Source organism: Flavobacterium johnsoniae (genome assembly GCF_001879205.1).
Taxonomy (GTDB): Bacteria; Bacteroidota; Bacteroidia; order Flavobacteriales; family Flavobacteriaceae; genus Flavobacterium; species Flavobacterium johnsoniae_A.
Genome location: NZ_MLFK01000010.1, coordinates 1 through 25,759, shown reverse-complemented (window position 1 = coordinate 25,759; position 25,759 = coordinate 1). Strand labels below are relative to the sequence as shown.

General features: G+C 35.8%; 21 protein-coding genes. 9 read left to right on the top strand and 12 right to left on the bottom strand.

The genetic code is table 11. From position 1 onward, the window contains the following. Positions 1–45: 45 nt before the first annotated feature. The 3 genes from BKM63_RS19175 (at position 46) to BKM63_RS19165 (ending at position 5,971) form a co-directional block, all read left to right on the top strand. On the top strand, positions 46–570 hold the full coding sequence (locus BKM63_RS19175; RefSeq protein WP_071638197.1) for a PPC domain-containing DNA-binding protein: 525 nt from the start codon (positions 46–48) through the stop codon (positions 568–570). Positions 571–1,355: 785 nt separating this feature from the next. Next, positions 1,356–4,535, top strand: a complete 3,180-nt coding sequence (locus BKM63_RS19170; RefSeq protein WP_071638196.1) for a SusC/RagA family TonB-linked outer membrane protein — start codon at positions 1,356–1,358, stop codon at positions 4,533–4,535. An 11-nt stretch (positions 4,536–4,546) separates the two neighbouring features. Beyond that, on the top strand, positions 4,547–5,971 hold the full coding sequence (locus BKM63_RS19165; RefSeq protein WP_071638195.1) for a SusD/RagB family nutrient-binding outer membrane lipoprotein: 1,425 nt from the start codon (positions 4,547–4,549) through the stop codon (positions 5,969–5,971). Positions 5,972–6,091: 120 nt separating this feature from the next. Here BKM63_RS19165 and BKM63_RS19160 read toward each other — a convergent pair whose 3' ends face one another. From BKM63_RS19160 to BKM63_RS19140, 5 genes are all read right to left on the bottom strand, one after another. Then, on the bottom strand, positions 6,092–6,910 hold the full coding sequence (locus BKM63_RS19160) for an alpha/beta fold hydrolase (RefSeq protein WP_071638194.1): 819 nt from the start codon (positions 6,908–6,910) through the stop codon (positions 6,092–6,094). Between the two features lie 197 nt (positions 6,911–7,107). After that, positions 7,108–9,474 carry an FdhF/YdeP family oxidoreductase gene (locus tag BKM63_RS19155; protein ID WP_071638193.1) on the bottom strand — a complete coding sequence of 789 codons (2,367 nt, stop codon included), beginning with the start codon at positions 9,472–9,474 and terminating at the stop codon, positions 7,108–7,110. Positions 9,475–9,523: 49 nt separating this feature from the next. After that, positions 9,524–10,396: a formate dehydrogenase accessory sulfurtransferase FdhD gene (gene fdhD / locus BKM63_RS19150; protein WP_071638192.1), complete on the bottom strand. Its 873-nt coding sequence runs from the start codon at positions 10,394–10,396 to the stop codon at positions 9,524–9,526. A gap of 195 nt (positions 10,397–10,591) precedes the next feature. Beyond that, positions 10,592–11,449, bottom strand: a complete 858-nt coding sequence (locus tag BKM63_RS19145; RefSeq protein ID WP_071638191.1) for an SDR family oxidoreductase — start codon at positions 11,447–11,449, stop codon at positions 10,592–10,594. Positions 11,450–11,561: 112 nt separating this feature from the next. Continuing rightward, positions 11,562–12,137 carry a Crp/Fnr family transcriptional regulator gene (locus BKM63_RS19140; protein WP_071638190.1) on the bottom strand — a complete coding sequence of 192 codons (576 nt, stop codon included), beginning with the start codon at positions 12,135–12,137 and terminating at the stop codon, positions 11,562–11,564. A 171-nt stretch (positions 12,138–12,308) separates the two neighbouring features. Here BKM63_RS19140 and BKM63_RS19135 point away from each other — a divergent pair, with 171 nt between their 5' ends. Beyond that, entirely contained in the window at positions 12,309–12,953 is a 645-nt protein-coding gene (locus BKM63_RS19135) for a hypothetical protein (RefSeq protein ID WP_071638189.1), read from the top strand. Between the two features lie 20 nt (positions 12,954–12,973). On the opposite strand, the gene BKM63_RS19130 is transcribed toward BKM63_RS19135, so the two are convergent. The 4 genes from BKM63_RS19130 to BKM63_RS19115 all read right to left on the bottom strand — a co-directional run bounded on the left by BKM63_RS19130 (position 12,974) and on the right by BKM63_RS19115 (position 15,972). Beyond that, entirely contained in the window at positions 12,974–14,437 is a 1,464-nt protein-coding gene (locus BKM63_RS19130) for a PLP-dependent aminotransferase family protein (protein WP_071638188.1), read from the bottom strand. 154 nt (positions 14,438–14,591) lie between these two features. Then, positions 14,592–15,026 carry a carboxymuconolactone decarboxylase family protein gene (locus tag BKM63_RS19125; protein WP_071638187.1) on the bottom strand — a complete coding sequence of 145 codons (435 nt, stop codon included), beginning with the start codon at positions 15,024–15,026 and terminating at the stop codon, positions 14,592–14,594. An 11-nt stretch (positions 15,027–15,037) separates the two neighbouring features. Further along, positions 15,038–15,502: a MarR family winged helix-turn-helix transcriptional regulator gene (locus tag BKM63_RS19120; protein ID WP_071638186.1), complete on the bottom strand. Its 465-nt coding sequence runs from the start codon at positions 15,500–15,502 to the stop codon at positions 15,038–15,040. Between the two features lie 29 nt (positions 15,503–15,531). Continuing rightward, positions 15,532–15,972, bottom strand: a complete 441-nt coding sequence (locus tag BKM63_RS19115; protein WP_071638185.1) for a DoxX family protein — start codon at positions 15,970–15,972, stop codon at positions 15,532–15,534. Between the two features lie 215 nt (positions 15,973–16,187). Here BKM63_RS19115 and BKM63_RS19110 point away from each other — a divergent pair, with 215 nt between their 5' ends. Then, entirely contained in the window at positions 16,188–17,081 is an 894-nt protein-coding gene (locus BKM63_RS19110; RefSeq protein WP_071638483.1) for an EamA family transporter, read from the top strand. Between the two features lie 31 nt (positions 17,082–17,112). Here BKM63_RS19110 and BKM63_RS19105 read toward each other — a convergent pair whose 3' ends face one another. Beyond that, positions 17,113–17,985, bottom strand: coding sequence for an AraC family transcriptional regulator (locus BKM63_RS19105; protein ID WP_071638184.1), 873 nt, complete (start codon positions 17,983–17,985; stop codon positions 17,113–17,115). A gap of 93 nt (positions 17,986–18,078) precedes the next feature. Between BKM63_RS19105 and BKM63_RS19100 the strand changes: the two genes are divergently transcribed. Further along, positions 18,079–19,068 carry a hypothetical protein gene (locus BKM63_RS19100; protein ID WP_071638183.1) on the top strand — a complete coding sequence of 330 codons (990 nt, stop codon included), beginning with the start codon at positions 18,079–18,081 and terminating at the stop codon, positions 19,066–19,068. 136 nt (positions 19,069–19,204) lie between these two features. Continuing rightward, positions 19,205–20,599: an aldehyde dehydrogenase family protein gene (locus tag BKM63_RS19095; protein ID WP_071638182.1), complete on the top strand. Its 1,395-nt coding sequence runs from the start codon at positions 19,205–19,207 to the stop codon at positions 20,597–20,599. 120 nt (positions 20,600–20,719) lie between these two features. Here BKM63_RS19095 and BKM63_RS19090 read toward each other — a convergent pair whose 3' ends face one another. After that, on the bottom strand, positions 20,720–22,294 hold the full coding sequence (locus BKM63_RS19090) for a helix-turn-helix domain-containing protein (protein WP_071638181.1): 1,575 nt from the start codon (positions 22,292–22,294) through the stop codon (positions 20,720–20,722). A 445-nt stretch (positions 22,295–22,739) separates the two neighbouring features. Beyond that, positions 22,740–22,889, bottom strand: a complete 150-nt coding sequence (locus tag BKM63_RS23690) for a hypothetical protein (protein ID WP_165608788.1) — start codon at positions 22,887–22,889, stop codon at positions 22,740–22,742. A 274-nt stretch (positions 22,890–23,163) separates the two neighbouring features. Here BKM63_RS23690 and BKM63_RS19085 point away from each other — a divergent pair, with 274 nt between their 5' ends. Both BKM63_RS19085 and BKM63_RS19080 read left to right on the top strand, forming a co-directional pair. Continuing rightward, on the top strand, positions 23,164–23,847 hold the full coding sequence (locus BKM63_RS19085; RefSeq protein WP_123907096.1) for a hypothetical protein: 684 nt from the start codon (positions 23,164–23,166) through the stop codon (positions 23,845–23,847). Positions 23,848–23,858: 11 nt separating this feature from the next. Continuing rightward, positions 23,859–25,759, top strand: a 1,901-nt coding sequence (locus tag BKM63_RS19080) for a DUF11 domain-containing protein (protein ID WP_123907095.1), incomplete at its 3' end; no start/stop codon positions are given.

Below are 25,759 nucleotides of genomic sequence, written 5' to 3'. Positions count from 1 at the left end.
GCTTCATTAAAACCATTGTAATACTTTAAACTTAAATTCAATACTATGTTTTTACTATCAAGAAAAATAATATCAGCAGTAGCGCTTTGCCTGATTGTAAGTTTTGCAAATGCCCAGCAGAAAGATGACAGCCAAAAATGCCGTTATACGAAAACAACTTATGGTTATTTAATGGTTCTTCGTGAAGGAGATAATGTTTTGGCCTTAATCGAAAACCTGGCAAATGAACAAAAGATTCCTTCGGCAAACTTTACCGGAATTGGTTTTGCGCAGGAAGTCACTTTTGGTTTTTATGATTTCAGCCAAAAGAAATTTAATCCAAAGACATTCAATAAAGTTGAAATGGGAAGTTTAACGGGTTCTATTGCATGGAACGAAGGAAAACCATCTTTGCATATTCATGGAGTTGCAACAGACGAAAAATTTGATGCTTACGGCGGACATATTCTGGCTTTAAAAGTAGGTACGGGTTCAATGGAAGTTTATATAACGGTGAACAATGAAAAACTCGAAAGAAAAATCGAGCAGCCATTAAATGCGAATGTTTTACAGCTTAATTGTGCGAAATAAAACCAGGATTATGCTGTTTTGAACGGCACTCTTAAATTATCTTAATTTAACAAAAATAGAGAATAAGTCAGGAGGAATTTCCCTTGATTTTTTTCTCTATTTTTTTTGAAATCTTTTTACTGAAAGAATAGCAGCTTTCTTGCAATAAACGATCATTTCATTGTCATAAATTGGCGATAATTTGATTTCTTCTGTTAATAATGAAGTAAAAAATGGATGTCTTTTTCTAATTTATTTCTTTCCGTTTAGAAAAATTCTTACATGACTCCAAAAATATAAAAACTATTAACTGTCTTGTTTGTAGTAGTTTAAAAGTTTACTAAAAATTTATTTAACTTTTTTTTTGCAAAAAAAACGAATAAACTTTTTGGGTAAATATTTTTAATATACTTTTGTTCTATCAAATTAGTAGAATTTAAAAATATATCAGGAAATAAAAGGACTTATGACTTTTAGAGACATTTTATTTTTGAACAGACAGAATCATTTAACAATTTAAATTTAATGAACCACCTCTGTTAAAAATGTTGTAATCTCCAATTCATGCAAATTTTTTGAATAGAAGGCATTTTAAAGTTTGGAATTAAAATCTTGTAAAAAATCAATTTTAATAATAGTAATCAAAAAAAAAATAAAAATGAAAAAACGAATGTGTAGCAGATAAAAAACATTTCTGTCCCGGCAGAAATGGCGAAGCTTAAAGAAATTGTACATCTCTATAAGGGAAGCGGGAGTGACGCAAATCTGTCTTCGGTTCACCTTATTTATTAAACTAAAAAAAAGTAATGAAAAAAAAATTAAATAGATACGCATGGTTATGTATTTTCTTGATTTCCATAGGGGTTAGTGCTCAGGAAACCAAACCGTTAATCCAGTCGAAACTAGAAGGAACAGTAATAGATGCCGCTACAAAAGAACCTATTATTGGTGCTTCGATAAACATAAAAGGTACTACACATGGTGTTATAACAGATTTCGACGGGAAGTTTTTTTTCCAAACAGGACAAAAATTCCCTTACACGCTGGTAGTAAGTTTTTTGGGTTATAAAAGAACAGAAGTTGTAGCTAACGGAAATTCAGTTGTAATTAGTCTTACTCAGGAACAAAATGCATTGTCAGAAGTAGTTGTTACTGCATTAGGTATTTCTAAAGAAAAGAAATCTTTAGGTTATACTACTCAGGCACTAAAAGGCAGGGAGTTATCTGATACAAAAGAAACGAACTTTTTAAATAGTTTGAGCGGTAAACTTGCCGGAGTGCGTATTACCAATTCTCAGGGTGATATGGGATCTTCTCGTATTATTATTCGTGGTGAAACTTCTATTGCCGGAAATAACCAGCCGTTATTTGTGGTAGACGGTGTTCCGGTAGATAACTCTCAGTTAGGAAGCGTTGGTGGAGCTACTCGTGATTTCAAAAATGCAATTGCCGATTTAAATCCTCAGGATATTGAAACCTTAACGGTGCTGAAAGGACCAAATGCCGCTGCCCTATACGGATCACGTGCAGCGCATGGTGTTGTTCTTATTACTACAAAATCAGGAAAAAATCAAAAAGGATTGGGAATAACTTTTAATACAGGTATAACAATCTCTCAAGTTGCTACATTGCCTAGTTTCCAGAATTCATACGGACAAGGATCAAACGGAAAATTCAGTTTTGTAGATGGTAAAGGTGGAGGTGTTAATGATGGTGTTGATGAAAGCTGGGGACCAAGATTGGATGGCCGTCTTATTCCTCAATTTTATTCAAATGGACAGGCAGTACCTTTCGTAGCTCACCCAAATAATGTGAAGGACTTTTTCAACACAGGTCTAACGTATGATAATAGTATTTCCGTAGCCAAATCAGATGAAAAATCAGATTTCCGTATCGGAGTAAACAATCAAAAACAAACAGGAACAGTTCCTAACAGTGAAGTAAACAAAACAAACTTTACGGTTAATACAAATTATCAAATATCTAAAGGTATAAAAGTAGGGGTAAATGCCAACTATATTGTTACAGATGCTCCGGCTTTGCCAGGAGGACCGTCTGGTAACCGTGCTGCGGGTGTAATGCTTCAGTTTCTTTGGTTCGGACGTCAGGTAGATATCAATGAACTTAGAAATAATAGAAATGTTAACTGGAATAACAGTTATTACAGCAACCCGTATTGGAATGCTTATTATAATACAACCAGCCAGCAGCGTAATCGTTTAATAGGGGATATTCACTTAGATGCAAAACTTGCTGAAGGTCTTAATTTTAAATTCCGCACAGGAGTTGACTATTATAATGATCGTAGAAAATACGAAATTAAATATGGTACAAACGGAACTCCTTTTGGTTCTTATGCCGAAGATGCTTATACTGTAAATGAACAAAATACAGAAGGTATTTTTACTTACACTAAAAAACTAAATGATGATTTTAGTGTGGATGCTCTTGCCGGATTCAATATCCGTAATCACAGCGATGCAAACAACTATCAAAAAGCGCCACGTTTGGCTGTACCTGATTTGTACACACTGACTAATTCACGTGATCCGCTAACGTCATCAAACATATTATCAAGATTAAGAGTATACAGTGCTTATGCTTCTGCACAATTTGGATATAAAAATTATGCTTACCTGAACCTAACAGCGCGTAACGACTGGTCATCTACACTGCCAAGCAATAACCGTTCTTATTTTTATCCATCTATCAATGGAAGTTTAATATTATCTGAAGCTTTCAATTTGAAAAGCAATACACTGGATTTCTTAAAGATTCGCGGCGGATGGTCTGAAGTTGGTAATGATGCAGATCCATATCAATTGTCTACGGTTTATAATTTTCAAACTGCATTCGACGGAAATCCAATCCAGACTTCTTCTCAAAAGAAACTTAATGAGAACCTGAAACCAGAAACAACTCGTTCTACGGAAGTTGGTCTTGAGGCTTCTTTCTGGAAAAACAGACTTCATTTTGATGCTGCTTATTATAACACGAATAGTTTTGATCAGATTCTGGAAATAAAAACAACAGCTTCAAGCGGCTATAATTCTCAACTGATCAATGCAGGTAAGATAAACAACCGCGGTATCGAAATCCAACTGGATGGAACTCCTATTCAAACTAAAGATTTCAGATGGAATGTGGGTGCAAATTACTCAAAGAATATAAGCGAAGTAAAGATTCTTGACTACGATAAACAGATTCAGAATTACACCATTGGTTCTTCGGGAGGTGTTGATGTATTAGCATCTGTTGGACAGGCTTACGGAGCACTTTACGGAACAGCTTATCAGCGTGATGCAAGCGGCAATATAGTAGTGGGTGCAAACGGATTACCAAAAGCAGATCCGCAAAAGAAAGTATTAGGACATTATACTCCTGATTACTTAGCTGGTGTTACCAACACCCTGACTTATAAAAATATTGAACTTTCGTTCCTTGTTGATGCAAGCGTAGGTGGAGAAATTTTCTCAGGAACAAACAGAACGGGTAATTATACAGGTGTATTAGCTCAGACGCTTCCGGGACGCGGGGCAGAGAATGGCGGATTAAGTTACTACTTAGATGGTACTACAAAAACTTTAGTTACAGGCGGAACAGCTCCGGGTGGTGCCGTAATATATGATGATGGAATGATCTTTAAAGGAGTATATGCTGATGGAACACCAAATAATACAGTACTAAGTGCACAAGAGTATTACAAAGCCTCTTACAACATTAGTGAAGCTTACATTTACAGCTCAACTTTTGTAAAAATGAGAGAAATTAAACTGGCTTATAATTTCAATAAGTCATTTGCAAAAAGATTAGGATTAGAAGGAGCCAGTATAACTGCAGTAGGTCGTAACCTGTTCTTTATTTATAAAGATGCACCAAATATCGATCCTGAAACAGCTTTCAATACTGGAAATGCGCAAGGGTTGGAGAGTTTAGCTTTGCCAACAACAAGAAATTTCAGTCTTAATTTAAATATTAAATTTTAAAACACAGAATCATGCTAAAAAAACTAGCCTATATAACGCTATTTGCAGTGTCGCTGACTTCATGCAGCGATACCCTGGATGAAATTAATAAAAATCCAAATGCAACTGAAACACCATTGGCACCGTACCTGTTAACAGGAACATTAAAGCAGAGTGCTGACTTATACTGGGGAGATGTAAATAACTTTAATTCATCTTTGTTATTTGTACAGCATTGGGCTAAAATCCAATATACAGAACCGGACAGATATGATGTGTCGAATACGTCTTTCACTTCTTTGTGGAATACAGGATATGCAACTTTAATTACAGATTTGAACACCATTTTGAATTTTCCTGCTGACCAGGCCAATTCAAATTATAAAGGGATTGCATTAACGCTTCGTTCTTGGACATTTTTATTACTGACTGATGCTTACGGAAGCATTCCTTATAAAGAGGCAGGCTTAAAAGTAACTCCGGCATATAATACACAAAAAGAAGTATATACAGGATTACTGGAAGATTTGAAAAATGCTCAGGATTTGTTAGGTGTAGGAAATGGTGCTGTAACTGGTGACTTATCTTATAAGGGAGATATTTTGAAATGGAAAAGACTGGTAAACTCACTTCGTTTACGTATTGCTTTGAGAATTTCAGACAGAGAACCGGCTTTGGCAAAACAAGCCGCAATTGATGCAACAAGTGATGCAGCGGGGGTACTGGCCAGTAACAATGATACTTTTAAGTTTACTTATACCAGTTCACCTCAACAAAATCCGGCTTCGGCTTGGTTTGAAACTCGTGACGATTTCCGTATTTCAAAAACAATGGTTGACAAATTAACTGAACTAACAGATCCTCGTTTACCAGTTTATGCACAGTTACCATCAGATGCCAGTGTGGGTAAATATGTTGGCGGTGCTAACGGATTATCAAATAGTGATGCTAATAGCCAAGGTTTTGCTAAAACATCTAAACCGGGTACTTACTTCCTGACATCGGCTTCACCTGCGGTAATTGTTTCGTATTCTGAAGTATTGTTTAATTTGTCAGAAGCAGCAGCGCGTGGTTATATTGCTGGAGATGCAGAACAATTATATAAAGATGCAATTACGGCATCATTCAATCAATTTGGAATTACCAATGCAACGGTTATTTCTAATTATCTTAATCAGGCTTCTGTGAAGTATGATGCGGCAAATTATGCTAAATCGATAGGTACACAAAAATGGATTGCCTTCTTTGGACAAGGTCTTGATGCTTTTACAGAATGGAGAAGACTTGACTATCCGGTATTAACAGCAGGTCCGGCTACGGTTTTAGACGGAAAAATACCTTCACGTTTCTTTTACCCGGGTACAGAACAGTCCTTAAACGGAACTAGTTATCAGGCCGCAATAGCTGTTCAGGGAAAAGACCTGCTTACTACCAAACTATGGTTTGATATAAAATAAGCAGTTATTCAAAAACTATATTGAACAATACAAATAGGTCTTTTGACTTAAACTCAAAAACCTCCAAAATCATTTGACTTTGGAGGTTTTCTATTTTAAAAAACAATCTGTTGTTTCTAATTACGCTTTAATAAATTCTAAAATATCCTTATTAATAGTTTCGGCTTCTGTAGTTGGCATACCATGAGGAAATCCCGGATACGAAATTAGTTTTCCATTTTTTAACAGTTTAGCTGCTTTTGGTGCCTGATTGTAAGGTACTATCTGGTCATCCTCGCCATGAAGCACAAGAACCGGAATATCTAAACTTTTAAGATCTTCTGTAAAATCTGATTCAGAGAAAGCTTTTATTCCTTCATAATGAGCAAGCACAGAACCCATCATTCCCTGACGCCACCAATTGTGCTTAATCCCTTCCTGAACTGTTTTTCCTTCGCGGTTCCATCCGTAAAAAGGAATAGGGAAATCATAGAAATATTGTGCTCTGTTAAATCCTGTGCCTTGTCTGATTTCATCAAAAACGGATAACGGAACACCATCCGGATTGGCTTCATTTTTAATCATTATTGGTGTTACGGCACTAATTATTACTGCTTTTGCAACGCGGTCTTTTCCATATTTTGCCGCATATCGAATTACTTCACCGCCGCCGGTAGAATGGCCAATATGTATTGCATCTTTTAAATTTAGTGCTTCGGTCAATTCAGCAACATCTGATGCATAAGTTTCCATGTTGTTTCCTTCTGAACTTTGCCCAGAACGGCCATGTCCGCGTCTGTCATGGGCAATAACTCTGTATCCTTGTTTTAGGAAAAACATCATTTGAGCATCCCAATCGTCGCCGGATAAAGGCCAGCCATGATGAAAAACAATAGGTTGTCCTGTTCCCCAATCTTTATAATAAATTTCTGTTCCGTCTTTTACTGTAATTGTACTCATCTTTTTTGGTTTTAGATTAATAAATTTAGGATGTCCTAATTTGATATTGTTATAATGTCTAAGTTTTGATTTGTTTTTTTGAATTAGATTTCTGGTACAAATTTATAAGGGAAGAAAAGACTTATCGATTAATCTAGATTAAGGAATGAAGTTTTATATTCTTTTCTTTTTTCAAAATAAACAGCGAAAGTTTAAAATCATAGTAGGTTTATCTTTTCATAAATAGCAGGATCGTGTTTTCGTACTTTTATTTTTACATATTTAGATGCCGGCATATTACTTTCTTTGACCACATTATTTACTGAAACCAGAACATTGGTTTCCGGAAAATAGGTAACCGTATTTCGCTCCGGTATTTGATAGGAAACGATAATAAATAAAGGTGCAATTCTTTCGATGCCGTCATCATAGTTAAATAAATCTACTTTTTCTCCGGATTTAAATCCTGCTTTATCGATATCATTTTGATTCATGAAAATTACTCTTCGTTCATTTTTAATACCTCTATATCGATCGTCAAGACCGTAAATAGTGGTGTTAAACTGGTCATGAGTACGTGTGGTTGCCATCATATATTCGTCTGGGGCCAATTCATTATCCGGAATTTCAGTTATGGTAAACGAAGCACGATCTGCTGATTCTTTAGCAGTAAATTTGCCATGACGAGGGGCATTTGGCAGATAAAAACCACCTTTTTCTCTGACTCTGACATTATAGTTTTCAAAACCCGGAATGCAATTTTCAATAGCTTCTCTTACGGCATCATAACTGTCGTGGTACCGCTGCCAATTAATAATCGATTTATCTGCCAGCACAGCCATGGCCATACGGCAGACAATTTGTGTTTCGTTTATCAATTGATCTGATATGGGTTTAAGCACGCCTTTTGAAGACTGAACTACTCCCATAGAATTTTCTGTACTGATAATTTGTACTTCGTTGTTGACGATATCCATATCACTTCTGGAAAGGGTAGGAAGTATAATTGATTCTTTTCCGTGTATTAAATGTCCTCTGTTTAGTTTTGTTGATACGCACACCAGAAGTTTCAATTTTCTGAATGCCTCTGCAGTATACTTGGTATCGGGTGCGGCCGATAGAAAATTACCACCCATGCAAAACAGAAATTTTACTTTTTCATCGTGTATGGCTTTTATAGTGCCAACCACATCATAACCGTGATTTCTTGGGGGATTAAAGCCAAAATAAGCCTGCAGACGGTCTAATTGCTCATTTGTAGGTTTCTCGTCTATAAGCATGGTTCTGTTTCCCTGGACATTGCTGTGTCCTCTAACAGGACATACACCGGCTCCGGGTTTGCCGATACTTCCTTTTATCAATAAAATATTGACAATCTCTCTAATCATGTCAACACCATTAGGCTGTTGTGTAAGGCCCATTCCCCAGCAGACAATAATTCTTTTTTTAAAGGCCAGTATCTCTGCAGCTTCAATAATTAAATCTTTAGGAACTCCAGAGAGAAAGGCAAGGTTGTCCAGATCTGCATTTTCAAACTGTTTATTAAAATTTTCAAAACCGGTTGTTTTTTCTTTGATGAATTCATGATCGAAAACTTTTCCCGGGTTTTTGTTTTCAAATTCAATCAATAAAAGTTCAATGGCTTTTAGCAGTGCCATATCGCCATTTATTTTTATGGGAAGAAAAAGGTCGGTAAGTTTACCGCCTGAGCCTATTATGCCTTTTATTGCCTGCGGATTATGGAATCCCATTAAACCAGCTTCGGGCAAAGGATTAATAGCAATAATTTTGGCTCCGTTTTTTTTGCCTTTTTCTAATGCACTCAGCATTCGTGGTGCATTGGTTCCCGGGTTTTGTCCTATTATTACAATTACATCCGTATCGTAAAAATCCTCTAGTGTGACAGTTCCTTTTCCTATACCAATAGTCGTTTTTAAAGCTGTTCCGGATGTTTCATGACACATATTAGAACAATCAGGCATATTATTGGTCCCGAATTCTTTAGCAAAAAGCTGATAAAGAAAGGAAGCCTCATTACTTGTTCTTCCGGAAGTATAAAAAGCCGCTTCATTGGGAGATTCGAGTGAATTTAAGTGAACCGCAATTTTTTTGAAAGCATCATCCCAGCTTATGGGCTGATAATGAGTACCGCCAATAGGCAAATACATTGGTTCAGTCAGCCTTCCCATTTTTCCAATTTGGTAATCGTCTAGTTTTGAAAGACTATATACGGAGTTTTCTTTAAAAAAAGCAGCAGTAACTTTTTTGGTTGTGGCTTCTTCAGCTAAAGCTTTAGCTCCATTTTCACAATATTCGCCCAAGGGAGACCGATCATCATCAGGATCTGGCCAGGCGCAGCTTGAGCAGTCAAAACCTCCCATTTGGTTCATTTTAAACAGAGCTTTACCGCCTCTAAAAACTGTTTTATCTTCAATAAGATCACTTACCGCTGCTATTACCGCAGGTACGCCGGCAGCCCATTTTTCTACTTTTGTCAGCTTAAGTTCTGAAAGTTTGTATGGATTTTCCGGATCAGGTAATTTATTTGTTAAATCAGCTGTTACTTTTTGTTGATCTTCCTTCATTACATTTTGGTTTAATTTGTATTGAGTTACGGTATCAGAATAATTTATTTCAGGCCGTAATAATCACGGTTTGCTCTGAGCTGCTGTATATATTAAATTTGTTTTCTTTGAGAAATCCCAAAAGTGTTATATTGAATTCTAATGCAAGCTCAACAGCAAGACTAGAAGGAGCGCCAATAGAAGCGATAGTAGAAATGCCGGCCATTGCAGCTTTTTGAATCAGTTCAAAACTGGCTCTTCCGCTAAGGAGTAAAATATGCTCATTTAACGGCAGTGATTTATTAATAAAAGACTGGCCTATTAATTTGTCTAATGCATTGTGTCTTCCTACATCTTCACTTAAAAGAATCAATTCTCCTTTATTATCAAAAAGTCCAGATGCATGAAGACCGCCTGTAGCGGCAAAGTCACTTTGAGCCATTCTTAATTTTTGAGGAAGCTGATAAAATACAGATGCCTCAATCCTAACCGAAGGTTTTAACAAATGGCCAAAAGAACTAACCGTTTTTATAGACTGAATGGAGCTTTTTCCGCACACACCGCAGCTTGAAGTAGTATAGAAATTCCGGTCTGTCTGCATAAGATTTGGGCTGAAATTCTCCTTAAGATCAACCTGAACAATGTTTTGTTTTTGTGACAAACAATTCATTTTTACGTGGTAAGCATCCTTTACATCTTCAAAAGAAGTAATAATTCCCTCGGTAAACAAAAAGCCGGCAGCGAGTTCAATATCATGGCCCGGAGTGCGCATTGTAACCGAAATATTTTTCTCGACCCGCTCTGTTTTAGATCCGTAAGTTATTCTTATTTCAAGAGGTTCTTCTATTGAAAGGGTATCCAAGAATGAGGATACTGCAGCGTCTTCTATCCTTTGGACACTTACATTTTTAATGGAAACTAATTCCGAATAATTTATTTCCATACGATATTTATTGAGAATTGCTACGTAAATTTAATTAAAAATATAATGATAAAATACAGTTTAGGGTGTTAAATTGAAGCGTTTTTATTTGAATTACAGTTTTATAAATAGTAACCACACATAGATTTTAAACAAAAAAACGCCTCACTATTGGAGGCGTTTTATATTATTTACTGGCTTATTTACCCTAAGCCTTTAGCTCGTATATTTAGTAAGCCATAAGGCTTTATGCTCGGCTCTTGAGTTTATAAAAGCGATATCCGTACCTTCTGCAATGGCATCCAGAGGAAAACGCAGCGGTCTTGTGCCATCCTGCATATTAATTAGTTCTAATATCCCATCAGCAATTGTTTGCGGATCCATATTAAACTGCTCCATTTTTCCAAATAATCCTGCGCCAATAGCAGCAAACATTTCACTTGCAATGGGATCATACTCTTTTGCAACTTGCGGTTTATCTGCATTATTGCCCGTTTTTACTCCATTATTCATTTCGGTAGGATAAACGCCCGGCTGAATGGTTACGTTTTCAATATCAAATTGTTTTAGTTCATCCTGAAGAGACTCAGTAATTGCCTCTACACTAAATTTAGAAGCAAGATAGGGACCCATAAAAGGAAGAGAATGACCACTCGCGCCCGAAGTAAGATTGATAACCAAACCGCTCTTTGCCTTTCTCATAGAAGGAAGCACTGCCTGATAAGTGCGAATGATTCCATAGAAATTTACTTCAAAAAAGTTCTTAATCTGATCGATTGAAAAAGCTTCAACTAATCCGAAACCTGCTAGTCCGGCATTATTTACCAACACATCTATACTGCCGTATTTATGAAGTACTTTTTCAAATGCAGTTTGAACCGAAAGATCATCAGTAACATCTATTTCTACAACATCGATATTTGGGTAGGAAGAAAGTTCTTTGGCCGCCAAGTCATTTTTGCCATTTACGGCACGCATACCTGCAATTACATTATGTCCTGCTTTAGATAGTGTTATGGCGGTTAGTTTCCCGAATCCGGTACTGGTTCCGGTAATAAAAATTGTCTTTGTCATTGTGTAATGATTTATAATTTAACAATACAAAGTTCTATAAGGAGGGCATTAAATTTTCTTGACATTTGTTTGAAAAAAAAGCAGACAAATGTCAAGGAAAAACAGCTGAAAATCACTTATTAGAATTACGACGGATACGGGTTATGGTTTCCGGCGTTATTCCGAGATAAGCCCCAATCATATGCTGGGGAATGCGGTTTATTAGGGAAGGATGGGAGTCTAAAAAGTTTTGATACTTTTCTTCTGCAGCTAGACTTATGCTGTCATGGATGCGTTTTTGAGAAACCACAAAACTCTTTTGTAAAATGGTATTTACTAAATTGTTTAAACTGGGAATCTTATGGCAAAGCATTTCAAAATCTTCTTTTTTGATTAATATGATTTCCGAATCTTCGATTGCGTCAATATTAAATTTTGAAGGAGTATTATTTGTTAAACTGTCCCGGTCTCCAAACCAGTAGTTTTCCGGAGAAAAATTAATAATATGTTCTTTTCCATTCTTATCAACAGAGAATGTTTTGACCAGACCGCGGCAAACAAATGCATTGTATTTCCATACTTCTCCTGCCTCAAACAGAAATTGCTTTTTCCTTATCTTTTTTAGTATTGATACAGAATCAATCAATAGTAATTCTTCTTCAGAGAGTGTTATTTTTTCAACCAGATATTTCTGTAATGGAGTAAGCATTTTGATTTAAAATATTTTCTCGTAAAGGTACAAAATGAATTCAACCAATGTACAAAGTTTATTATTGAAACAGGTTCTTAAAATCCGCTGGGTTAGCCGATTTCTTTCAGCTGGGGTCTGCGTCCGGAAGATTGTGACATTACTTTTGCTTTGATCACAGATATACCACAAATGAAAAATTTAAATGCAGCAGTATTACTTCTTAATGTTTTAAAAACAACAATTTGTACGCTTTCTCTAAGAAGTATAAATATTGTGAGCTGTAATAAAAAAAGCTTTTTGTTTATTTCTTTTGCTGTATTTCCAATGCTGGCACAAGCACAGCTCGAGCAATATTCTAAGTTTAATAGTGATGGTTCAGTTGAACCCATAATAGACTATTTTGGAAGCAGAAAAATAAATGATCAATTTGCACTAACGTTTTTTGGTCTGACAAGGGAAAAATGGGGGCAGGCTTTAATAGGACTCTCTTATTCTCCAATAGAAAAAATTACTATTTCTGCCAGTGCTGGTATTGAACATGGACAGAAGTCACCTAGATACTCTTTTAGTATTGCGTTAAATAACAAAACCTTGAGTTTTCTTGCCTTAATTGAGAAGGGAAGAGGTGCAGATAATTATTTGTATAAGGTAAACGTATTCTATGAATTTTCTGCGAATAGCAGTTTGGGTATCATGGATTGGCGATATCATGGTCTGGGGCCAAATTTTAGATATACCATTACAAAACTAAAAGCAACGGTATGGATTATGCCTGCTTATGACCATGAGCAAGGAACAGGCAGGTGCATGGCAGGAATTAGTGTATCAATGTAAAAAACAGCTGGATTTTATTTTTAGATAATTTGTTGGAGAATAGAAAGTGAATGTTCGATTTCTTTTTCATTAATGGAAGCAAAGCCCAGCCTCAGACCATTGGGTTTAAAAACTTCATTGTTATAAAATGTACCATCCGGAATTTTTAATCCTTTCTTTTCTGCTCGCACGGCCAATTCTTTTAAATTTATTTTTTTATCAAATAAAGACCATACTGCTAATCCTCCTTCAGGTATTTTAAAAGTGATTGCGTCTCTAAAATTGGCCTCAAGAATCTCACAGAAAAGATCTCTTCTCTGTTTGTATATTTTAATAGATTTACGAAAATGTCTTTCCATTTCACCGGTATCGTAAAGAGATGAGAAAGCTTCTTCCAGTAAAGAATCCCCTTGTTTATCGATCAGCTGGCGCAAAGAAGCACAGGCATTTGTAAACTGGCTGCTTGAAATTAAAAATCCTATACGAAGTGCAGGGGCAAAGGTCTTAGTGATAGAGCCAATGTAAATAACGTTACGGTTATGATCAATGCTGGCCAGTGGTACGTATGGTTTGTTGTTATAATGAAAATCATAATCATAATCGTCTTCGATTACCGCAAAACCATACTCTTCTGCTAGTTTAAGAAGTTTCAGTCTTCTATCCATACTCATGGTAACGGTTGTGGGAAAGTGATGATGTGGAATTATGTAAACGGCTTTAATCTTTTGTTTCTGTAATATATCTGTTAGATTATCTATGTCCATTCCATTTTCGTCAACAGGTATTCTTAAAAGAGACGCTCCCGTGTGCTTAAATATGTCATCGGCAGAACGGTAATTCGAGGATCCAACCGCAATTTTATCTCCAGGTGTAAGTAATAATTGTGTGGCAAGATAAATACCCATTTGACTTCCCTTTGTAATGATTATGTTTTCGGGAGTTACAGCAAGACCTCTAGTTTCAGAAAGATAACGGCACAATGCTATACGCAGATGTTCTGAACCTTTGGGATCACCATATTTCAGAAAGTTTTTACCGTAAAATCTTTTAGAGATACTTCTGTATTCGCGCATAAGTAGGTCTACCGGCGTAAGACGTACATCAGGGAAACCGTCATCGATTGTTAAAATTGATTTTTGAAAATCTTCAGCGGCAAATGTTTTTGAAAAAGGATTATTCCAGATAAAGGATTCTGTTTGGTCTTTTAAAGGTATTATAGAAGTCTGCTTTCTTTTTTCTGAAAGCTCAGGAAGCTTAGAAAGTACAAATATTCCTTTACGTTCAACAGATTCTGCCCAGCCCTGGCTCATAAGCTCTTCGTATGCAACTTTCACCGTATTGCGGCTGATACCTGTTAATTCCGAAAGTACTCTTGTGCTTGGCAGAATATCCGAAGGTTTTAAGGTGCCATTGGTAATGAGCTGAATAAAATTATTGCACAATTGTACATACAGGGAAACGTTAGAATCTCTATTAAGCTGTATTAGTGATTTATAAGGAAGCATATCAATTATTTTAGATTGAATATATTCTCAGGCGATTTAGTAAATTTATTATTTTCTACTGTAACTATAAGAAAAATAGTAAGCGTTTTTTGCAAATAGAAAAGCTGCCCGAAATGAAAAACGGAGCAGCTTTTTTAATTTTTGAGGTATTTTTTTATGCAGGGACGAGCTGTGTAGTGATTCCAATTCTGTTCCAGGCGTTTATTGTTATAATGGACAATATAACCTGCGCAAGATAGGTTTCTCCCAATATTTCTAAGGCAGCTTGATAGGTTTCGTCTTTTACGTGTCCGCTGATAAGTGTAACTTCTTCCGTAAGGGCCAGAATTGCACGTTCATCAGTTGTAAAAAAGGGAGTGTCGCGCCATGCATTGAGTGCATAAATACGCTGTTCAGTTTCACCGGCTTTACGGGCTTCTTTAGTATGCATGTCTATGCAGAATGCACAAGCGTTTATCTGCGAAGCTCTGATCTTTATCAAATCTTTATGTGTTTTGGTCAGTGGAGTGCTTTCTATAAAACTTTCAAGACCAAGAATTGCTTTGTATCCTGCCGGTTCTGTCTGATCGATTTTAATACGTGTTTTCATTTTTTAATTATTTATTTGTTGTTGATCGTTCTGTATTTTTCTAATAGTCGGTTGAGATCTTCTATCTCATATAAAGACAAATTATCAGCAAGCTTTGTTTCATAAGCTTGTATTTTGGGCTCTGTTTTGTTAAGTATAAAAAGCCCTTTTTGGGTAATTGATATTTCTATTTTCCGGCGGTTTTCACTGCAGGTTTCTCTGGTTACAAGTCCTTTAAGAAGTAATTTGTCTACAAGACGGGTTGTATTGCTTGTTTTGGAAGCCATTTTTTGCTGTATCATATACATGTTTGCACATTTTCCGTTTAAGTCTTTTAATAAAACCAAAACTCCAAATTGTTCATGAGAGAGGCTGTAAGATTTTAATATTTTACTCAGGCCATCACTAAGAATATGCTGCGTGTATAATATATTCAATAAAACTTTTTTATTTATTGATACTATGACTTCGGATTTTATTACATCTTCTATTTTCATTGTACAAGAGATTTTATTCGGGAGGAAGATTATTTTTCCGCAAGAAGATTATCTAAGCTCCATTTATAATTTGGAATAAATGAAAGAAGCAGGCTCGCCGCACTGGCAGTAAATACACCATAGTTTACTGGCTTTTGAATTCCTACTGAAAGTGTCATAAAGACAATAAAAGTCAGGGTAAGAAGTGATGCCGCTCTAGCTGACCATTTAGTCTTAAACCCAATAATCAAAAAGATTCCAATAAATAATTCAGCGATTGTGGCAATACCTCCAAGAATATTCACAATTGGCCTGTCAAAAACCGGCATAAGGGTAGTTGTGTAATCAATAAAATTCTGCCAGTTACCCCATTCAATATTTCCGGTACCAGCGGCACCAAGAAGACCTAATCTGTCAGAAACCGGAGTTAGGAACGTTATCCCCAGTGCATATCTTAGCAGCAGCTGCGGGATCTTAAATTTATCATCCATGATTTTTAATTTATGTAATTATTATTGGCAAAGGTATTTATAGTGAATGTTTTTAATTTACCCCAGATTTGCCAAACTATAGGACCCAGATGAAATTGGAATAGTAAGTGAATGACCGATATCATAGCTGGGATAAAGACAAACTGGATCCAGTGTTTTATTTGAATTGGTATATGATATGCTTACCAAACCCCGCTAATTTTGTATTTAAAAAAATGAAGGCAAATATCAATACCTTGAAAGGAAGCTTGTACTTAATATTAGCAGCCTGTTGTTACGGAATGCTGGGAACTTTTGTTAAGTTGGCTTACCGGGATGGCTATAACACTGCTGAGGTAACAATATCCCAGTTTTTCCTGGGCTTTCTGACATTGCTTATAATTAATGTTATTTCCCGAAAATCATCATCGGTTGAAAGGAGAACTGCCAATGGTGTAAGGAGTTACCTAAAACTAATCATTTCCGGAACTTCACTGGGACTAACAAGTATCTTTTATTATATGTCTGTACAATATATACCCGTGAGTATTTGCATTGTACTTCTTGTTCAGGCTGTTTGGATGAGTCTTGTAGCAGAGATGATACAAAAGCAGAAGAAGCCCCAGTTCTATGAAATAATTACGGTTGTAATAATCATTTTTGGAACCACCATCGCAACGGATGTATGGAATCACTATAATCAAATTAATTGGAAAGGAGCCGGCTGGGGCATTCTGGGGGCATTATCTTATACCGCTACAATTTATTCATCAAACAACATCGAACTGGATCTTCTACCCATCAAAAGAAGCTTTTTAATGGTAAGCGGAGGTTTTATTATTGTTCTTATTGTATTTGGTTCTTCTCTTCTAAAGGGATTTTCTTTTGGTATTTTCTTAAGCTGGGGTATTCTAATTTCAGTATTTGGTACAATACTGCCTCCTATATTATTTACTAAAGGCATGCCCTTAACAGGAATGGGACTTGGAGCTATTCTTACTTCACTTGAAATTCCTGTGGCAGTTTTATTTGCACATTTTTTACTCGATGAGCAGGTTGCTATGAAACAATGGCTGGGAGTCTGCCTTATATTAATAGCAGTAATTCAAAAAAATGCTAAGATGCTTTAATGTATATATTTTAAGAGTAATGAATCAAAATTCAATTAGAAAGTGCTTCTGCTGAGGTGCTTCGCTGTTTTGCTGTTTTCCTAAAATTGGATGGAGAAGTTCCATTGTGTTTTTTAAATATTTTGTTGAGGTGGCTTTCGTCATTAAACCCAAGTTCCATAGCAATTTCTCCAACACGAAAATCACTATAAAGAAGTCTGTTTTCTACGAGTTTTATGCGGTATTTCGAAATATAATCTTGCAGCGTTTCATTTGTTTGGTTTTTAAAATACCGGCCTAAATACCGTTCTGAAATTCCAAATTCTTTACTCATGATGCTTACACTTAAGTTTTCGGGCTGATAAATATTGTTTTGAATATATTCGAGCATCGCATGCGATTTATTATCAGATTGTTTCGTAATGGTTTGTGGGAAGAATTCTGAAATATTTCTCGCAATCAGTACAATCAGAGTATTAATAAGTAATTGTACTAATTCAGTATTGTACAGATGATTATTGTTGTATTCATGAAGTAATGCTTCAACAATGGGACGAACCAGATTTTTGTCCGTTTGCTTTTTTAAAATACAGCCGGGCATATGATTGGCGTGCTGCAATATATACTCAAGTTTATAAATGCTATTGGAGCTGAAAGGACTGTTCTTTATATAAATATTATTAAATCGTAATATAAAAACAGCTGACGGACTGCTTATTTCTAATGAATGCGAATCTTCTGGAGTAATTAAAAAAAGATGTCCCGGTTGAAATGACAGTTTGTTTTCATTGATAATTTGAACACCAGTACCAGAAAGTACATATAACAATTCAAAAAAATTATTCCCTACTTCGGTTGTAAGCGAATCAGTTATGTTTTTGAAAACAATTTCGAAAGGCTGATGTAGATTTTTACTGTTTCCCATTACAAGATAGTACTAAATTAACGAATTATTTTACTGATATAATTGTGTTATTTCAGTATAATTTTGCGTAAAGTTAAATTAAAAATCTTAAATATGGACAAAGTAATTTCAAAATCAGAATCTAACACAAGTATAATAAACAAATTTTCACTGCCTTTAGCACCCGTTTCATTTTTTGCCATGACGCTTGGTCTGGCGGAAACTGGTAATGCATGGCGGAATGCCTCTGTAATCTGGAAGCTCCCTGTTTTTATTGGTGAATTTTTTGAGATTCTGGCAGTCATTTCTTTTGTATGGTGGATTACAGTCTATATAAATAAATGGATCAGCCACAAGACTGCTGCGGTCAGCGAACTGAAAGACCCTGTTCAATCCTCTTTTATCGCTTTGATTCCGGAATCTATTATTTTAGTAGCATTAGCCATTCATACCTACAATCAAAATTTTGCCATTAGTATATTTTGGATTGGTTCTGTGCTGAACTTACTTTACGGTGCATTCAAACTCTCACAAATGTGGACTCAGGAGCGTCCTGCTGAACACGTAACGCCTTCCTTGTTTCTAACCTATACAGCAAGCATTATGGTAAATGCACTCGCAGCTGGAGTTTTTGGATATATCAGTTATGGTTTTACACTTTTAGGAATAGGAACTATCTCCTGGATTATTATGGATTCTGTAATTATGCAGCAGTTAACTGTTGGGGGACTATCAGTTAGAACCAGAAATTTTATGGGTATTTACATGGCACCTTCAGTAGTTTTATTTACAGCATATCTGGGGTTATCGGGTTCAGGATTTAATTTACCGTTCGCATACGCTTTAATGGGATATGCTTTATTTATTCTCGCAGCTTTAACTTTCTCATTAAAATGGCTGAAGCAGCAGGCTTTTGCTCCCGGATATTGGGCGTATACTTTCGGAATTGCGACATTATCGCAGGGATTATCTGCTTTTACAGCTGTTAATTCAAATATTAATGGGCTGGCTTTAACAGTTTTTATTTTAATGAATATTGTAACGCTTTCTGTTATGATAGGATCTGTAAAGCTGGTTATAAAGGGAAGTTATTTTCCTAAATAATCCTTCATCTTTCTACATTATGGAGCAAGAGGTTGTAATCATCGATTTTTTGAGTTAAATTTAAGGAACAAATAAAAGAGAGATTGACTTAAAAATAAGAGTGTTTTTTAAGTCTGCCTGTTAAAAAATAATATTTATGGAAAGTACCACACAAATACGATTCCCATACGATCAAAGTATTGTAAAAGAATTACCGCTGCTAAATAAAAACGAGATTGAAGATATATTGGTTACTGCTGAGCAATTGTTTAACGATCAGCCGAATTGGATTCCTGCTTATAAAAGAATTGAAATATTAGAAAAAGCAGCTGTCATAATGAACGACAGAAGCGAAGAACTGATTCATATCGCTATAAGTGAAGGAGGAAAACCGTATAAAGATTCGAAAGCAGAAATACTTAGAGCAATAAAAGGCGTAAAACTAGCGGCGGAGCATATATCGCAGCTAAAAGGAGAACAAATCCCGATGGGACTTACAGAAGCATCAGTAAACAGAATTGCTTTTACTTCAAAAGAACCCATTGGAGTGGTTGCTGCTGTTAGTGCTTTTAATCATCCATTAAATTTAGCGGTGCACCAGGTTGCTACTGCTGTTGCCGCAGGTTGTCCGGTTATATTTAAGCCCTCAAGCAATACGCCGTTATCAGGTATTGCATTAGCGGCTATTTTAAAGGAAGCGGGTTTACCCAACGGATGGCTGCAGATCGTTTTGTGTGATAATGAAACAGCTGAATTGTTAGTTACAGATCCCAGAATCCATTTTTTAACCTTTATTGGCTCGGCGAAAGTAGGCTGGTATTTAAAAAGTAAATTGGCTGCCGGAACCAGATGCGCCTTAGAACACGGAGGCGCGGCGCCGGTAATTGTAGAAAGTGATGCCGATTTTACCGAAATGATTCCAGATTTGGTAAAAGGAGGTTTTTATCACGCAGGGCAGGTTTGTGTTTCTGTACAGAAAGTTTACGTTAATCAGGAAATTAGTGATCGCTTTATTAAACAATTTTCTGAGGCAGTGGATAAATTGATTGTAGGTAATCCGTTTGATAAAACCACAGATGTTGGTTCCCTGATTACACCCAAAGAAGTTGATCGTGTTGAAGAATGGGTTAACGAAGCTGTTGCCGAAGGCGCTAGATTAATTACAGGCGGTAAAAGAATTTCGGATACTTGTTTTGAACCTACCATTTTGTTTGATCCTTCAGAAGGTTCTAAAGTATCGACCAATGAAATTTTTGGTCCCGTGGTTTGCGTATATCCTTTTAAAAATAGGGAAGAAGCCATAAAAAGAGCAAATGCATTGAATGTTCATTTTCAGGCCGCTGTTTTTACAAAAAACATTGATGCAGCTTTAGATACAGCCAAAAAACTAAACGCAACTGCAGTCATGATCAATGACAATACTGCATTTAGGGTAGATTGGATGCCGTTTGGAGGCAGGGATTCTTCAGGTCTGGGGATGGGAGGTATTTCGTATACAATAGAAGATATGACAAGAGAAAAATTAACTGTTTTTAAAAGTAAGTCACTTTAGTTTCTATATAAAAGATAAAAAGTAACAGTATTAAATTGCTGTTACTTTTTTTTATTTCAGATAATTCTCAAAGACAATACAAAATGGATTGTCTGTAATATAAATTTGAAAATCGTTTATTTAGCTTGCCGCCGGAATATCTTTTTCTTTAGCTTCTTCTTTTAAGTACGTAATAAATGTAAGTGGAGATACTCCCGTTACTTTTTTAAAGGTAATGGTAAAGCGGCTGTGAGATGAAAAACCACATTTGTCTGCAAGATAACTGATTTTATAACGCAGTAAAGCAGGATCAGCTCTTAGGCAGTCTACGATATAATTAATCCTAAGTTCGTTTATATAACTCGCAAAATCTTTCTCTTTATGCTTGTTGATTACATACGACAAGTAACGGTGATTGATTCCCAATTCGGCAGCCATTACATTCAGCGAAAGTTCTTTTCCCAGATAATATTCACCACGTTCAAATTCCCGTATGCTTTTTAAGATACTTTCTTCTGTTTCCTGCGACATATAATCTTTCTGTGCTTCCTTTTTCTCTTCGATGTCTTTTTCTGGATTTGTTATTGCTGTATGAAGCTTTTCATCCTTTTTGATAATATAATCTTTGAATTTTTTATAATCCTGTTTTCTCTTGTAATAATATATTCCGGCAATAATTAGAATAATCAAAAGGGAAACTCCGACAATAATAAAAACTTTCTGCTGATATTTAGAATGACTTACTTTTGCTTTTTCAGTAAGCAGCGCAATAAGATTATCAGCAATGGCTTTTCTGTTGCCTTCTTCAGATTCTATCATCTTTAGATAATCTTCATTGTAGGCAATGTACATCTTGTTATTTTTGGTTTTCTTATAATATTCAAGCATTGCACTGTATACTTCATGACGAAGGGTGTAAAACTTTGATGATTCGGCTATTTTTAGTGCTTCTGTGTAGTTGGTAAGAGCCGTTTCATAATTTCCCATTCCCGTGTAAATATTCCCTAATCCGTTATAAATAAAACCTTTCAAAGGGCTGTCCGGAGATTGCGACGCACTTAGTTGTTTCTGTGCTTTTTCATAAAAAAATAGTGAAGAATCAATTTGGTGAAGCGCAAGGTAATTTTTAGCAATTATTTCGTTGTTAACAGCCAGATGAAAAGATTTATCAATTTCTGGCCCTGCATTCGAAAAGAATTTATCTCCTTTTAATAAATAGGTATTGGCTTTGGCATAATTATGATTATACATTTCATAATAAGCCAATTCCTGGCATAAATTACCAAAAAAACGGTACAGCGCACCTTTGTCCTCTATTTTTTTACTTGAATTAACGGCTTGTTTTAAGTAAGAACTCCCAATACTTGGAACGCCTATCTCACGATAAAGAGTCGATAAAAATCCATTGATACGGGCACGCATAGCATGGTTTTTATCAATTTTAGCTAAACTGTCTGCTTTTACCAAAGAATGTATGGCTTCCTTATTGATATCATATTGCCTAAGCAGTTTTGCCCGCAGCATATAAGTATTAATCCGTTCTGTATTGTTTTTCGAAATCTTATAGAGGTAATCTGTATTTTTTAATGCTTGTTTAGGGTTCGAAGTCAATAAAACCTGTGAAGTTTCAGCATATATTTTATCGTATTCAGAGTCTTGGGAAAAAGAACTAAAAGGGGATAAACTAACAAGTAAAAGCACTAATTTAAAATTCATAAGAGTATAAAATATAGTAAAGGCGGATTATACACTGCTTTGAATATTAGTCTCGCATTTTAATATTAATCAAGCAGGCTTTATGCAAATAAAATACGCAGCGGAAAGATATTATTTGAGAAAGAAAACAAAAAACGTTTTAGACTATTTATTGTTAAAAAGTCCTGCGATTTTATTTCTGTTCAAATTTGCAGCTTTGTTCGATTGCGTATGATTCTATTTTTTGTCGGAAGATTTTAATTTGTTTGATTTTTGTCTGAACCTTTTCGACTCTGAAAAAACAGAATCTGACTTTGATTTTTTGTTCAGCATTTATCAAAAAAATTTGACACAAAAGTATAAAAGGATAGCAGATATATGGTTTAGTTTTTTGTCTAATTGCGCAAAACGTAAAATATTCTCTCTGATTTTTTTGTGTAAACTCCTATAAGAAAGATACTTCCTGTTAATTGATGCAGCCTTTGATGTTTAATCCTAAGATGCCGGCATTAGAAAACATATTGAGCTGAGAATACTTCCTTAAATGAACCAGATTGTGGGTTGTCGTTTGTACAACTAAAAATTTTACATGCAGTTCCCAAATTGTTTTCTTCATTAAAAAAAACACTTTTTACGGCATTTTAACCATTTTTAAAGAGGCCAGCTTTAGCCTTACTACTATTTGTTGTAGTTGTAAGTATTTGGATTTAAAGTATTTAGTTTTTGTTGTTGAGCAAATAATTTCCCTATTACGTAATCGAGAAAGAGTAGTGATATTTTTTTTGAATGTAAATATCCAGCTTTGCATGAAAAATTCTACAGGAGTCATTTCAACATGAGATGACTCAAAAAACACTCATTTATTTAATTCAAAACCTAAAAGTTCAAACATGTACGTAATCAGAAACTTTTTGTTTTCCATTTTAACTATGGTAAGTTATACAATAATGGCTCAAAACAAATTCAACAGCGGGAATTTTCCTGATAGTAACCCAGCAGGATACTACAGGATAATTTCTTTTGGAGATAAAATTGATTTTGGATCGATTGAGACTTCAGCAAGATGGAATATTACAAATTCGAAAGAAGGGATTGGGGTTACACTCAACGGTAGTGAAATCAATGATTATATATTCCAGTATGCCGGGGAGTATGAAATCCAATTTTCCGAAACAAAAAAACACGATGAGGGATGTAACCATCCTGCTTTTCCTAAAAAGATTATTGTAAAAGTAAATCCAGTGAAATTGTCTTTTGATTTCTCTAAAATAGGATTTTCTCAAAAAATAAGAAGAGGAATAAATTACGACAATCTAATTGTAAGCGTTCCGGGAAAAATAAATATTCAGGGGAAAACAGCCAATGAGGTTAAAGCGCCCGAACTTTTAATTACAGGAGTAGGTACTTCACTTCTGGCACAACCTGTAAACGGAACAATTGAAATTAAAAATGGAACTCAGGTATTTAAATATAAAATATCCGGAAGAGTGGATAAAGAAAGCTACCTCATGTTTGATTTTTATGATTTTAATGATGAGGTACAGTCATTCAATCTTCAACAAATAATAAACTAATTGAGTTATTTATGATAAAAAATTACTTAAAAACCAGACTCATACCGAATTTTAGACATTTTTTAGTTCTATTTTTCATATTGTTTTTTTTAGGAATTGAATCTTATGGTCAGTGTTCGTCACCGCCGGTTGGATGTTCCAATACCGACTTATCAAATTTTGGAGCTAATTCAAATAATAATGCGGCAACTATCGAGTATGATAATTTTGTATCGTCTTTTCATAGTACAATTGTAAGAACTTCAAGCGGAGCTCTTGAGGTATGGGGAGAAGATATGGGGAATAACGGTTTGGCCGATTTATTAGCACCGCTTACTATAAATGCAGCTAATTATCCCGCTTTAGGGACTGCTGTACCTTTGAAAGCAGCTCTTGGAAGTAAATCAGCTACAACTGTGCAGGGAATTATTTTGGCAACAAATGGTCTTTATGCATGGTCAGCGCGAGGAGTTGTACTAGATGCCTCACTTACAACAAATACCACATTTCAGAAAATATCTATTGGAGGAAATGCCAATGGACTTCCGGCCGGGGTAAATCCGGGTGATGTTAAGATGTTGTTTGCAACGTATCAAACATTAGCCATTACTACCTGCAGCGGTGATGTCTGGGTTATTTCGCAAAATGCAAATGTTAGAGGAAATGGAGCGACAGGAAATGCAACAACTTGGTACAGAGTCACTACAAATGATCCCGGTAACCCTTTTTTAAGTGATGTTGTTGCTTGTAGAGGTGCAGCTGGAAGTTTAATGGCTTTAAAATCAGATGGAACTGTATATAATTGGGGTAACAATATATATGTTGGAAACAACACGCCTATAGTTGCAGCACAGCCATTGGCGGCAAAAATGACTTTACCGGCTGGGATTACACCCAAAATGATTGGTGCTACAGTAAATATAGCTACAAGTAATCATTCTTATTATGTTTTAGCAACTGATGGAAATCTATATGGTTTAGGAGAAAATAGTAACAGACAATTAGGAGATCTAAGCACAACAGATAGACAGTCGTGGGTTCAGCCTCGTTACCCTTCTGCAGGAAATCCGTTAATGAATAACGTGAAATGGGTTAGTCCGCAGGAGCATGATGATCAGTATGCTGCTGTAAATATTATCAACAACACGAACAATCTTTATGCATTTGGACAAAATAACAATTCACTCTTAGCGCTGTCGACAGATCCTTCAAATCCTGCTATGCCCGGAGGAATTGCAGCTGCAGACAATATTTTAGCTGTTGAAACAGGAGGACATACGACTATGGTCGTGAGAAAATGCGATACCAAATTTGGTTATGCAGGACATCGAATCAGAGGAAGTATGGGAGATGGTACAAATACCGACTCAGCGGAATCAATATTTAATTTTAATACGGCGGCAGTACAGATATGCGGAGTAGAATCTATTCCGGCTATTCTGCCTGTTTCAGCAGGAACTGGACCAACTACAAAATATTGCTCCGGTTCATCAGTAGAATTAACACCTACACCAGCAGGTGGTACCTTGTCTATTGTCAGCGGCCCTGGAACTTTATCGGGAAATACATTGACTTTTACCGGTGTAGGTATCATCAAAGTACAGTATTCGGTTGTTTCAGATTGTGGAGGAACTTCTGTGACCACAAAAGATTTAGAAACAGAAGATTGTTATAGTGATCTCAGCGTTGTAAAAACAGTCAATAAAATTAATCCAAAAGTAGGGGAGAACATTACTTTTACGATCACAGCCTCAAACGCAGGGCCATTAAATGCAACGGGAGTTACGGTTAATGACGTGCTTCCTGCCGGTTATACTTTTGTGAGCGCTGTACCGTCAGCAGGAACTTGGTCGGCACCGGACTGGACGATTGGTAATCTTGCTAATGGAGCAAGTGCCACTTTAGCCGTTACGGCGACAGTAAATGCTGCAGG

Excerpts from the sequence above, each read along its gene's own strand:
- BKM63_RS19095 (WP_071638182.1), top strand. The coding sequence starts at position 19,205 with ATGGAAAGTACCACACAAATACGATTCCCATACGATCAAAGTATTGTA.
- BKM63_RS19120 (WP_071638186.1), bottom strand. The coding sequence starts at position 15,502 with ATGAAAATAGAAGATGTAATAAAATCCGAAGTCATAGTATCAATAAAT.
- BKM63_RS19165 (WP_071638195.1), top strand. The coding sequence starts at position 4,547 with ATGCTAAAAAAACTAGCCTATATAACGCTATTTGCAGTGTCGCTGACT.
- BKM63_RS19135 (WP_071638189.1), top strand. The coding sequence starts at position 12,309 with ATGAAAAATTTAAATGCAGCAGTATTACTTCTTAATGTTTTAAAAACA.
- BKM63_RS23690 (WP_165608788.1), bottom strand. The coding sequence starts at position 22,889 with ATGAAGAAAACAATTTGGGAACTGCATGTAAAATTTTTAGTTGTACAA.
- BKM63_RS19145 (WP_071638191.1), bottom strand. The coding sequence starts at position 11,449 with ATGACAAAGACAATTTTTATTACCGGAACCAGTACCGGATTCGGGAAA.
- BKM63_RS19170 (WP_071638196.1), top strand. The coding sequence starts at position 1,356 with ATGAAAAAAAAATTAAATAGATACGCATGGTTATGTATTTTCTTGATT.
- fdhD (WP_071638192.1), bottom strand. The coding sequence starts at position 10,396 with ATGGAAATAAATTATTCGGAATTAGTTTCCATTAAAAATGTAAGTGTC.
- BKM63_RS19155 (WP_071638193.1), bottom strand. The coding sequence starts at position 9,474 with ATGAAGGAAGATCAACAAAAAGTAACAGCTGATTTAACAAATAAATTA.
- BKM63_RS19100 (WP_071638183.1), top strand. The coding sequence starts at position 18,079 with ATGGACAAAGTAATTTCAAAATCAGAATCTAACACAAGTATAATAAAC.
- BKM63_RS19130 (WP_071638188.1), bottom strand. The coding sequence starts at position 14,437 with ATGCTTCCTTATAAATCACTAATACAGCTTAATAGAGATTCTAACGTT.
- BKM63_RS19105 (WP_071638184.1), bottom strand. The coding sequence starts at position 17,985 with ATGGGAAACAGTAAAAATCTACATCAGCCTTTCGAAATTGTTTTCAAA.
- BKM63_RS19160 (WP_071638194.1), bottom strand. The coding sequence starts at position 6,910 with ATGAGTACAATTACAGTAAAAGACGGAACAGAAATTTATTATAAAGAT.
- BKM63_RS19110 (WP_071638483.1), top strand. The coding sequence starts at position 16,188 with ATGAAGGCAAATATCAATACCTTGAAAGGAAGCTTGTACTTAATATTA.
- BKM63_RS19175 (WP_071638197.1), top strand. The coding sequence starts at position 46 with ATGTTTTTACTATCAAGAAAAATAATATCAGCAGTAGCGCTTTGCCTG.
- BKM63_RS19085 (WP_123907096.1), top strand. The coding sequence starts at position 23,164 with ATGTACGTAATCAGAAACTTTTTGTTTTCCATTTTAACTATGGTAAGT.
- BKM63_RS19140 (WP_071638190.1), bottom strand. The coding sequence starts at position 12,137 with ATGCTTACTCCATTACAGAAATATCTGGTTGAAAAAATAACACTCTCT.
- BKM63_RS19125 (WP_071638187.1), bottom strand. The coding sequence starts at position 15,026 with ATGAAAACACGTATTAAAATCGATCAGACAGAACCGGCAGGATACAAA.
- BKM63_RS19115 (WP_071638185.1), bottom strand. The coding sequence starts at position 15,972 with ATGGATGATAAATTTAAGATCCCGCAGCTGCTGCTAAGATATGCACTG.
- BKM63_RS19090 (WP_071638181.1), bottom strand. The coding sequence starts at position 22,294 with ATGAATTTTAAATTAGTGCTTTTACTTGTTAGTTTATCCCCTTTTAGT.